This window comes from Calditrichota bacterium (genome assembly GCA_013152715.1).
Lineage (GTDB): Bacteria > Zhuqueibacterota > Zhuqueibacteria > Thermofontimicrobiales > Thermofontimicrobiaceae > 4484-87.
This window is the reverse complement of the sequence record JAADFU010000042.1, coordinates 19,765-31,269: the sequence shown is the minus strand read 5'-3', so window position 1 is coordinate 31,269 and position 11,505 is coordinate 19,765. Positions and strand designations below refer to the sequence as shown.

Annotated in this window: 12 protein-coding genes; all 12 read left to right on the top strand. The window is 46.0% G+C overall.

Features of this window, described 5'->3' with window-relative positions; all coding sequences use genetic code 11:
* Positions 1-402: hypothetical protein (locus tag GXO74_03655; protein NOZ60755.1), on the top strand; the 402-nt coding region annotated here is incomplete at its 5' end.
* Positions 402-3,119, top strand: coding sequence for a hypothetical protein (locus GXO74_03650; GenBank protein ID NOZ60754.1), 2,718 nt, complete (start codon positions 402-404; stop codon positions 3,117-3,119). The genes GXO74_03655 and GXO74_03650, both read left to right, overlap by 1 nt.
* A 16-nt stretch (positions 3,120-3,135) precedes the next feature.
* On the top strand, positions 3,136-3,648 hold the full coding sequence (locus GXO74_03645) for a YeeE/YedE family protein (GenBank protein ID NOZ60753.1): 513 nt from the start codon (positions 3,136-3,138) through the stop codon (positions 3,646-3,648).
* A gap of 21 nt (positions 3,649-3,669) precedes the next feature.
* Positions 3,670-3,993: a YeeE/YedE family protein gene (locus GXO74_03640; GenBank protein NOZ60752.1), complete on the top strand. Its 324-nt coding sequence runs from the start codon at positions 3,670-3,672 to the stop codon at positions 3,991-3,993.
* A gap of 45 nt (positions 3,994-4,038) precedes the next feature.
* Positions 4,039-4,902: a rhodanese-like domain-containing protein gene (locus tag GXO74_03635; protein ID NOZ60751.1), complete on the top strand. Its 864-nt coding sequence runs from the start codon at positions 4,039-4,041 to the stop codon at positions 4,900-4,902.
* A 530-nt stretch (positions 4,903-5,432) separates the two neighbouring features.
* Positions 5,433-5,801, top strand: a complete 369-nt coding sequence (locus GXO74_03630; protein ID NOZ60750.1) for an NADH-quinone oxidoreductase subunit A — start codon at positions 5,433-5,435, stop codon at positions 5,799-5,801.
* 7 nt (positions 5,802-5,808) lie between these two features.
* Positions 5,809-6,279, top strand: coding sequence for an NADH-quinone oxidoreductase subunit B (locus GXO74_03625; GenBank protein ID NOZ60749.1), 471 nt, complete (start codon positions 5,809-5,811; stop codon positions 6,277-6,279).
* Positions 6,280-6,291: 12 nt separating this feature from the next.
* A complete protein-coding gene (locus GXO74_03620; protein ID NOZ60748.1) occupies positions 6,292-6,849 on the top strand; it encodes an NADH-quinone oxidoreductase subunit C in 558 nt (185 codons plus the stop codon).
* Complete coding sequence (locus GXO74_03615; GenBank protein NOZ60747.1) at positions 6,842-8,095, top strand: NADH-quinone oxidoreductase subunit D; 1,254 nt, start codon at positions 6,842-6,844, stop codon at positions 8,093-8,095. Before GXO74_03620 ends, GXO74_03615 begins: the two co-directional genes overlap by 8 nt.
* A gap of 110 nt (positions 8,096-8,205) precedes the next feature.
* The gene (locus GXO74_03610) at positions 8,206-8,721 is read left to right on the top strand and encodes an NAD(P)H-dependent oxidoreductase subunit E (protein ID NOZ60746.1); all 516 of its coding nucleotides are present in this window, start codon (positions 8,206-8,208) and stop codon (positions 8,719-8,721) included.
* 11 nt (positions 8,722-8,732) lie between these two features.
* Positions 8,733-10,034: an NADH-quinone oxidoreductase subunit NuoF gene (nuoF, locus tag GXO74_03605; protein NOZ60745.1), complete on the top strand. Its 1,302-nt coding sequence runs from the start codon at positions 8,733-8,735 to the stop codon at positions 10,032-10,034.
* Positions 10,031-11,485, top strand: coding sequence for a 2Fe-2S iron-sulfur cluster binding domain-containing protein (locus GXO74_03600; protein ID NOZ60744.1), 1,455 nt, complete (start codon positions 10,031-10,033; stop codon positions 11,483-11,485). The genes nuoF and GXO74_03600 overlap by 4 nt, the downstream gene beginning before the upstream one ends.
* Positions 11,486-11,505 lie beyond the last annotated feature (20 nt).

The window sequence follows — 11,505 nt, the reverse complement described above, 5'->3', positions numbered from 1 at the left end:
GACCCCAAGGCGAAAATTTTTCCCTTTAAAGTGCATCGTGCAAAACAAATTTATGATAAAAAATACAACTATCTGCTTGTGCCCAAAACTTACGGCAAAGGCGGATACTGGACGGAATTCAACTGGCAGAAGGCTGCCAAATTGGGCGCTGAAGCGAATGGCATAAAATACAGCGGTGAATACGGTTTCGCGCGCACAGATATGTTCTGGCCGCTCTCTCACATGGTCGCGCCAAAAGAAAAAGCGCTGTTGTGCGCGGATTGCCATTCAGAATCCGGAACGTCGAGAAAAGGCCGCCTCGACTGGAAAGCGCTCGGTTACGAAGGCGATCCGATTTTCTACGGCGGCAGACGAATCAAATCACACAAGTCCAATGTACCAACTAAAGGGGGGGCAGATTAATGACAAACAAACAGACCTTCCGAAATAGTACGAAAATTATTATGACATTTCTATTGGTTCTTTTGATCGCCGAAACCTCCGCTTTTGCCCAGGTGAAGGAAACGATTCATCCGACATTTCCGATGTTGGATGAAAACGGCGTCAATGTTCTGACTTCCGGAAAGCCAATTTCAACCATGAAAACGTGCGGCAATTGCCACGATACGCAATTTATCGAAACGCACAGTTTTCATTCCGATTTAGGTTTGAGCAATTACACAGAAAGCGGAAAGTCGATGCTCAGACCCTGGGACTTGAGCGACGGCGCTTTCGGTCAGTGGAATCCACTTCTTTATCGTTATCTCACGCCGAAAAATGATCCGCGAATGGATCTGGGCACTGCTGATTGGATAAAAATGTTTGGCCTGCGCCATGTGGGCGGCGGACCGGCGGTGTACAGCCGTGACGGCAAACCGCTGACATCGCTAACTGTCAAACCCGGCGATCCTGAGACGCACGTCCTCGATCCTGAAACAGGGCAGATGAAACCTTGGAATTGGAAAAAATCCGGTGTCGTGGAAATGAACTGTTTTCTGTGCCATATTCCCAATCCGGATAACGAAGCGCGAAGCGCGGAGATTGCGAAAGGAAATTTCAAATGGGCAAATACCGCCACGCTGAACGGCTCCGGAATTGTCTCGAAAACTCCATCCGGTTGGAAATGGAATCGCTCTGCGTTTGACGCGAAAGGCGAACTCAAGATACAGTTTGTGCTCATGCAGGATCCCACGGATCAAAATTGCGCTGCCTGTCACGGAAAAGTTCATGATGATCCTGATAGTCCGCTTTTGCTCAATGAGTGCAAACCAGCCTACTGGAAAACCGAGACCACGGGGCAGATTATTTCGCCGCAGCGAATTTCCGAGAGCGGCATGAATTTGCAAAATAAAGAAAAATTGTCCCGACCCTGGGATGTGCACGCTGAACGATTGGTGCGTTGCGTCAACTGCCACTATTCAATTAATAACCCATCGTATCACGAAGGCGTGGAACCCGGACACATTAAATTTGAGGCAAGAAGGCTGGATTTGAAAGAGTATCTCATCAGACCCAGTCATCAATTTGCCAAAGGAAAAACCGTGCAACACACTATCGCACCGGAGTTGGCAAATACAATGCGCCGTTGCGAGAACTGTCACGACACGGAAAAAACGCACCAGTGGCTGCCTTACAAAGATCGCCATCTGGACAAATTGGCTTGCGAGTCCTGTCATATTCCTAAAATCTATTCGCCGACGAGAAGTATGTATGACTGGACAGTGATCAATTTGCAGGGCAAGCCGCGAATTGAGTGTCGCGGTATCGAAGGCAACAAGCTGGACATTACCAAACTCATCACCGGATACAAGCCGGTATTGTTGCCGCGGAAAGAACACGACGGCAGAACCCGGTTGGTGCCGTACAATTTGATCACGTCCTATTTTTGGGTTTACGACAACCCGGAAAAACCGGTGAGATTGGTGGATTTGAAAAAAGCTTTTATTCAAAATAAAAAATATCATCCGGATTTGGTCGCTGTGTTCGATGAGAACGGCGATGGCGATATTTCGGCGTCGGAATTGGTTTTAAATAAGCAAGAAAAAATCGATGCCGTTAAAAAACGTCTCCGGGCTGTGGGCGTGGAAAATCCGCACATTGCCAGTGAAATCCAGCCGTACGGCATTCATCACGACGTTATTGACGGAGACTGGGGTACGCAGTCTTGCGAGACGTGCCACAGCAAAGATTCACGGATGTCGCAGCCATTTCTGCTCGCCACGGTAGCGCCGCTTGGTGCGCAGCCTGTTTTTGTGAAAGATATCGATCTGGACATTTCAGGGAAAATCGCCACCAACGACAGCGGCAACGTTGTTTTCTTGCCGGCGACGTCCCTGGCGGACATGTACGTTTTGGGACATGACAGTAAGCCAATCGTCAAATGGATCGGATTGCTGACATTTTTGGGCGTCCTGTTCGGCGTCGTTGTTCATGGTGGTCTGCGGATTTTGGCGGCACGCAAACTGAAACACCAGCATTCAGTGAAGCTGGAAAAAATGTACTTGTACGAAGGCTACGAACGTTTCTGGCATTGGCTGCAAGCACTGGCAATTATTTTGCTAATTTTCACCGGTTTGATCATCCACGCGCCGGAGGTTTTCAGCATTTTTAGTTTCAAAGGCGTTGTTTATGCGCATAATGCCTTGGGCATTCTCCTGCTGCTGAACGCCATTTTTGCAATATTCTATTATTTTGCCAGCGGTAGAGTGAGAATGTTTTTGCCTGAGCCCAAAGGATTTTTCAATCAGGCAATCACCCAGATTATTTTTTATACGAGTGGAATTTTTAAGGGTGAACCTCACCCATTCAGAAAAGAAGGAATTGAAGAAAAACTCAATCCGATGCAAAAAATGACGTATCTGGCAATTTTGAATGTGTTGCTTCCGCTGCAGATCATTACCGGTGTGCTGATCATGGGAGCGCAACATTTTCGGAGTTTCGCCGACAAATTAGGCGGATTGACGATTTTGATTCCCATCCACACGCTCATCGCCTGGTTTTTTGCCGCATTTCTTTTGCTGCATATTTATTTGACAACGACGGGCCACACGCCGTTAGCGGCGATTAAAGCCATGATTACCGGATGGGAAGAAGTGGAAGTTACAGAAGATGATAAAGGAGAAAAAAATGGTAAAAGCTGAAAAAAACAAAACGGAAATGCCCGGCAAGCCGTACATGAATCCGTACAAAGGCGGCGTTATCCTGGGAATTGTTTTGTTTCTGGCATATTTTATTACCGGCGACGGCCTCGGCGCCTCTGGCGGATTGAATCGGTTTGTTGTTTTTTTAGAAAAAATATTTGCGCCGGGTCATGTGAACCAAGTTCCCTATCTGATCAACATTGGCGGCGGACCTAGAAATCCGCTTGACCACTGGATTGTTTTTTTGACTTTGGGCATTCTTGTGGGCGGGTTTCTTTCCGGTTTAATTAATAAAAGACTCAAAGCAATGACCGGAAAAGGTCCCCATGTTTCCGTGAAAACGCGGTGGCTGCTCGCTTTCATCGGCGGTAGTTTGATGGGATACGGCGCTCGGATGGCTCGCGGCTGCACTTCAGGCCAGGGGCTCAACGGTGGGGCGACGTTGGCCGTCGGCAGTTGGGCGTTCTTGTTCGCCATTTTTCTTGGCGGCTATCTTTTGGCTTATTTTTTAAGAAAACAATGGAATTAAATCTAACATGAGGGAATTGAAATGGCTCCTTTTCCAATAGAACAAATTTTAGGCCATTGGGGCGCTTACGTAATCTTTTTGCTGATTGGCATAGGATTCGGCGCTACGTTAGAAATGACCGGCTTTGGCAATTCTACTAAATTAGCAGCGCAATTCTATTTCAAGGATCAAACGGTCCTGAAAACCATGTTTACGGCGATCATTGTCGCCATGCTGCTGATTTTTCTTTCCACTGGTTTGAAGTTGTTGGATTACAGCGTCATTTTTGTCAATCCGACTTACATTATTCCGGTGGTGGTTGGCGGTTTTATTATGGGTTTTGGTTTTATCATCGGCGGTTACTGACCGGGCACATCGCTGGTTGCAGTTGCGACCTTAAAAAAAGACGGTGTGTTTTTCGTGCTTGGCGCGTTGTTTGGTATTTTTGTTTTTGGCGAGACTTCCAGTAAAATTGATACTTTCTGGAATTCCACTTACCTGGGAAGATTCACTTTGCCGGATTGGTTGGGTTTGAGCACCGGCGTTGTGGTATTGCTGGTTGTGATTTTGGCGTTGTTCATGTTCTGGGGCGCTGAAGTGTTGGAGCGAATTTTTGGCGACCAGAAGGATAAAAAAATCACGCGCTGGCAGATGGTCGGCGCGGGCGTGTTGATTTTAATGGCGCTCATTGTCATGGCAGTTGGGCAGCCCACGCCAAAGGACCTCTGGGAAAAAATGGCTCCGGAAAAACAGGCTCTGCTCGACGAGCGTCAGGTGCAAATCCATCCAGGCGAGTTGCTGGATCTGATTTACAATAATGACATCAATTTGCAAATGCTCGATGTCAGGGATGAAGCGGATTACAATTTGTTTCATTTGAAAGATGCCCAATTGGTGGACATGAGTAATCTAAAAGCAACAGCGGAGAAATTGCTGGATATGCCGGATAATACCGTTGCTGTTTTAATGAGCAATGATGAAATCCGCGCTACGGAAGCCTGGAAAATATTGACGGCGCTGCATGTTCCCAATGTTTATCTCCTCGAAGGAGGTATCAACAGATGGCTGGATATTTTCGGTCACGAGGGACATGAAAAATGTAAGACTGAGGCCGTCGCTGGCTCTGAGGGAAAATTGCGTCACATATTTTTATCGGCGCTCGGCAGCGAACAAGAATCCGCGGCGCCGGAAAAAGAACATTTAAACTTTAAATTGGATTATACTCCAAAGGTAAAACTTCAGAAAAAAGTCCGCAAACAGGGTGGTTGCGGTTAAAGTTGTCAATATTTTTGTGTTGAAAAAGCCGCGAATGTCTTCCTGATGTTCGTGGCTTTTTTGTGGAAAAATTTTTCACCGACGGGAAGGCGCGGAATGTCGATTGGTGTGATGTTGAGTGCGCAGAAAAAAAAGTTGTTCGTCACAGATCAAATTTTGCACTCGCGCTCATGTTTGAATGTAATTGAATTTTATCGTTAATCTTGCACAAAAACAGGTATTTTTGTCGTAAATTGAACAATCGACCAATAGAGCCTGATTTTGCAGTGAAAAAATTCACAAAAGTTTCAACTTTCTCAATTTTTTCCTTGACTTTTTTAAAAAATCTTCATATACTTGTTTCTTAATTGAGAGAGTGAATTTCTAAAATATTAGCGACAAATCGAGGGGAAAATGGGTCATGTTTTGAGTTCCTCATTGATGGGGAGCAAAGGGTCGTCTTCGTATTTTTTTCATCACAATTTTCTTCAAATTTATTTCCCGCCATATTTATTGACAAACAAGAATCATTTAATAGGGGAAGACCGCTTATGACAGAACAATATCTGCCCGTACTGTTGATGATAGTGATCGCTGTTGGCACGGCTGCGCTGATTTTGATTCTGAATGCTCTGTTAGGTCCCAAGGAAAAACATCGTCAAGATTTTCCTTCCAAATATACGCCTTTTGAGTGTGGCTCCGATTTACTTCAGGACAACAATCGACGTGTAGCGATTCGTTTTTATCTGATCGCATTATTATTTGTGTTGTTCGATCTGGAAGGAATTTTACTTTATCCTTGGGCGATTGTGGCTCGGTCTATGGGTTCGATAGCGTTTGTAGAAATTTTTATCTTTTTGTTTTTTCTGATTGTGGCGTTTATTTACGCCTATCGTCGCAAAGCGCTGGAATGGAGGTAGGTATCGAATGAGTGAAGATAAAATTCTTGATAATGTCATTACCACGAAATTGGACCAATTCATCGGCTGGGCGCGCAGCTATTCGTTGTGGCAATATGTTTTCGGAACGGCGTGCTGCGCCATGGAATTTATGTCTGTAAGTTCTTCGCACTATGACACAGATCGGTTTGGCGCCGCTATGCCGCGTTACTCTCCGCGCCAGTCGGACATGTTGATGATTGTCGGCACAATTACGCACAAGCAAGCGCCAGTTCTGCGGCGAATATGGGAGCAAATGGCAGAGCCGAAATATGTGGTTGCCGTAGGCACTTGCGCTGTGAGCGGTGGTTTTTATCGAAACTATGCCACGTTGCAAGGCGCAGACCGCGTCATCCCGGTAGATGTTTACGTGCCTGGTTGCCCGCCGCGACCGGAGATGATCCTCGATGGAATTATGGCATTGCAGGAAAAAATTCGCAAGTCTAAACAATATTTATAGGTCTTTGTTAATATGAAAAAATACTGGCTATTGAAAGACGATATCCCTGATTTTTTTGGGAAATTTCCCGACGCCACCTATTCGGAACAGTTTGGTCAGCCAAATATCCGCATTCCGAAAGAGGATCTGGCAGAGGTCTTTGAATTCTGGAAAAATCATCCCAAGTATCCCATGAATATGCTGCTGGATGTGACTGCGGTGGATTATTTGAGCAGTGATTACGCTGAAAAACCAAATCTCACCGGCAGAGAGGAAGATTTGTACTCGGAAACGCGCTTTGACGTGGTGTATCATTTCTATTCTGTCAGCGCTAATCGTCGCCTTCGTGTAATCGCCAGTTGCGGGGGCGAACATCCCGAAGTTATCAGCAGCTATCAGTGGTGGCAGACCGCGCATTATCTGGAACGCGAAGTCTGGGATATGTTTGGCATAAAATTTACCAATCACCCCGATTTGCGGCGTGTACTTTTGTACGAAGAATTTGAAGGACATCCGTTACGCAAAGATTATCCGCTAATGGGCGAACAGCCCCGTGTTCAGTTACGAAATCCGGAGCAAGAAAATGACTGATTTTGAGATTCCCGCTAAATATAAAGTCGCAGAGGTTCAGAAAAGAAAAGAAATCGTTGAACTTCCTATTACCGGCCCGCACGATCAGCCGATAAAAGTGAACATCGGGCCTTCGCATCCGGCGATGCACGGCACGATTAAAATGGTTGCGGAATTAGTTGGCGAGACGATTGTCAACCTCGATGTGGAGCCTGGTTTTCTTCATCGCGGCATGGAAAAAAGCTGTGAAAATCATTCATATATTTCAGCGCTGCCTTACACTGATCGTTTAAATTATGTGTCTGCTTTTATCAATAATTTCGGTTACGTTGGCGCGCTGGAGGAACTGTTCGGCATAGAAATTACCGAGCGTTGCTCATGGTTGCGAACCCTGCTGGCGGAAATGTCTCGTATCACAGACCATTACACCTGCCAGGCGGCTATTTGCAGCGAAATCGGCGCCATGACGCCGTTTCTCTATTTCATGCAAGCTCGTGATTTTATCTGGGAACATTTCAACTGGCTTTCCGGCGCGCGGCAGACTTACAGTTACGCCAGAATCGGCGGCGTCGCCAAAGATGCCACCAAAGAGTGGCTCCAGAAAGCAAGACAACTGTTGCTGGATAACATTCCGCTGCTGAAAGATATTCACGGTTTGATGGACAAAAATCGCATTTTCCTCGACCGGATGCAGGGCGTCGGCGAAATTAGCAAAGAAGATGCGATTAATGACGGGATTACCGGGCCGTTTCTGCGTTCCACCGGCGTTGCGTACGACGTGCGAAAAGCAATGCCTTATTTGAAATATGATGAAGTGGAATGGGAAGTCCCGGTGGGAAAATATGGCGACAATTACGATCGCTGGTACGTGCGTATGCGTGAAATCGAAGAGTCGATCAAAATTTGTCTCCAGTGCATCGACAAAATTCCCGATGGGCCGATCAATGCGGAAGCAAATTTTGCACATTTGCCGGAGAAGGCGGAAGTTTATACGACAATCGAGGGTTTGATCAATCATTTCAAATTAGTCATCGACGGCCCCAAGCCGCCGAAAGGCCAGCTTTATCATTGCGTTGAAGGCGCCAATGGCGAGTTGGGTTTTTACCTTGTTTCTGACGGATCCGGGACAGCTTATCGTCTGCATGTTCGTCCGCCGAGTTTTTTGATCATGGGCGCAATTGACAAAATAATCATTGGTCACCAATTGGCAGATATTATTCCGATTTTCGGTACAGTGAATATGATCGGCGGCGAATGTGATCGTTAGAAATTTTGCCGGATTCAACTTTTTATCATTATTTAAGAGGCAGAATAAATTTTAAATTTTCATTAGGTCAGCCTTTATCAGAGTGAATCAAAAAAAATGTAAGGGTGCTCATGGATTTTACGGATGCTGAAAAAAAGGAAATTGCTTATTTGCGAACACGTTATCCGGAGGCGCGATCCTTGACCCTGCCGCTCATGTGGATGATTCAGAAACGGGAAGGGTTTGTTTCAGATGAAGCGGTGGATTTAATCGCAGCGGAATTAGATATTCCTAAAATCTGGGTTGAAGAAGTCCGGTCATGGTATTCCATGTTCACGGAGAAAAAAGAAGGCAAATATGTGTTGGAAGTTTGCAGTAACATTTCCTGTGCCATGTTGGGAAGTCAGGATGTCATTGATCATATTTGTAAAACGCTCAAAATAAAAATTGGCGAGACAACTCCTGACGGGATGTTTACGCTGAAGACCGTGGAATGTTTAGGATCTTGCGGCACAGGTCCCATGATGCAGGTGGGTGATCGGTATTACGAGCTTTTGGATGAGAAAAAGGTCGATCAAATTTTGGAAGATTTGCGCAACGGGAAAGAGCACGAACAAAAACCACAAGAATGGCCCGAATATAAATAAAAGAGTACGGTATGTCGCATAAAAAGATTTTACTAAATTTCGAACGCAATGGCACGAGCCATACTTTGGAAAGCTATCTGAAACGCGGCGGTTATCAAACCATAGCGGAAAAAATTCCCGCCTTGAGCCCCGCCGAAGTATTGGAAGAGGTGAAAAAGAGCGCTATTCGAGGCCGTGGCGGCGCGGGATTCCCGGCAGGTATCAAGTGGTCTTTTTTGCCAAAAGATAACGATAAACCGGTTTATTTGATTTGTAACGGCGATGAAGGAGAACCGGGCACGTTCAAAGATCGCGTTATTCTGGAAGAAAATCCCCACATGTTAATCGAAGGGATGATTCTTGCGTCCTACGCGATTCGTGCCAAACATGCTTATATTTACATTCGCGGGGAGTACGGCTTCGCGCTGGAGCGCGTGAAAGCCGCTGTTAAAGAAGCCTACGAAACAGGCTATCTGGGCAAGCCGCTCAAAGGCACTGATTTTGTGTGCGAAATCACCGTTCACAAAGGCGCTGGCGCGTACGTTGTCGGCGACGAGACCGGGCTGATGAATTCCATTGAAGGAAAGAAAGGTCAGACGAGAAACAAACCCCCGTTTCCGGCAATTGAAGGTTTGTACAAATGCCCGACAATTATTAACAACGTGGAAACTCTGGCAAGTGTGCCGTGGATTATTGCCAATGGCGGCGATGCTTACCACAAAATCGGCACGGAAAAATCATCGGGAACAAAATTGCTTTCCGTTAGCGGTCATGTTCGAAAACCGGGCGTTTATGAAGTGGAGTTGGGCTATTCGTTCATGGATTTTTTGAACAATGAAGCCGGCGGAATTATCGACGGCAAAAAATTGAAAGCAGTGATTCCCGGCGGGTCTTCGACTCCGGTGTTGAAACCTGAAGACATAAAAGATATGACCATAGATTACGAGTCCATTACAGCAGCGGGCTCCAGTCTCGGCTCTGGCGCAGTAATCGTAATTGCCGAGGGCACTTGCATGGTCAAATTACTGGAAATTTTGACTCATTTTTACCAACATGAATCATGCGGTCAGTGCACGCCTTGCCGCGAAGGCACAGGTTGGCTGCACCGAATTGTAAGACGAATCGAGGAAGGAAACGGGAAGATGGAGGACCTCGATCTTCTCACCAGTATCACCAAGCACATTGCCTTCCATACAATTTGTCCGTTAGGCGACGCCGCGTGTGGGCCGGTGGATAGTTTTGTGAAAAAATTCAGAAAAGAATTTGAGGAACATATAAAACAAGGCGGTTGCCCTTATTCGGGTAAATTCGTCCGCTTTCAGGAGAAGGTATGAAAGAAGTAACGCTTACGGTCGATGGTAAGGAAATCACTGTACCGGCAGGAACGCTTCTCATTGACGCTTGCGAGGCAAATGGCATCTACATTCCGCGGTTTTGTTACCATAAACACCTTTTTCCCAGCGGAAATTGCCGGATGTGTCTGGTAATGATTGAAAAAAATCCGAAACCGCAGCCATCGTGCATGACTCCGGTCGTCGAAGGCATGGCGGTTCACACGAATACTCCCGAGGTCGCGGAGATTCGCAAAGCTATTTTAGAATTTGTACTTATTAATCATCCGTTGGATTGCCCGATTTGTGACAAAGCGGGCGAGTGCATGCTTCAGGATCAATACATGGAATTTTCCGGCGACAAATCCAGATTCAATGAAACCAAAGTCGCCAAGGAAAAACTTTATCATTTTGGCAGGAAAATAATTTACGACGCGGAACGCTGTATTACTTGTTCGCGCTGCGTTCGTATCACAGAGGAAGTTTCCAAGACAAATAAATTGGGAATTGTGGAAAGAGGCGACCGTTCTTACGTGGCTTTGGCGCACGGCGACACGCTGGATGATGATCCGTATGCCTATTGCGTTGTCGATAACTGCCCCGTCGGTGCGCTTACAGCAAAATATTTTCGCTTCAAAGAGCGAGTCTGGTATTTGCACAAAACACCTTCTGTGTGCGCCGGATGTTCGCGCGGATGCAATATCTGGATAGAGACCAAAGATAACAAAATTTATCGCGTTCGTCCGCGAGAAAATGACGCTGTGAATAAATCGTGGATGTGTGATTTCGGCAGGGAATATTACATTCTTCCGCCAAAAAACCGGGCTTCCGGCGCAAAAATTAATCACTACGCTGTTGACTATAACAAATTTGTGTCTGAAGTTGCCGCGTTGTTGAAGGAACATGCCGCTGAGACAGCTTTTGTCGCGTCAGCCTATGCCACTAACGAAGAACTTGCTCTGGCAAAACAGCTTGTTTCTCATCTGGGAATTAAAGGGATTTTTCACAAAAAAGACCGGGTATGGCAGGAATCGAGCGGCGAAGTGAAAGAAGATGATATTTTAATCAAACAAGACAAGACACCGAACATGGCGGGCGTCAAAAAAACTTTTCCCGAGGCAAAAGATATCGAAGATATGGTGATCAGTGATTTCAAGTACGCTTTTGTCTGGGGTCCCGGCGCGCCGCTGGAAAAAATTGACGGGCTTAACTTAATCGTTTTGTCCGCAATGGCTGATCAAATTTGGGAGAAAGCAAAGTATAATCTGGCGGGACGAATCTCGTCGGAAAAACATGGCTCTTTCACGAATTTTAACGGCATCGTGCAAAATTTCCGCCGTGCGATCAAGGGCGACAACAATTATGACGAATTGACATTTTTTATTGATGTGCTCAAAGAAGTGGGAGCTGACCCCATTGGTAGAACTGTTGACGAGATACAAAATGCGAAATAGCGGTGGTTGTTAATTTTATT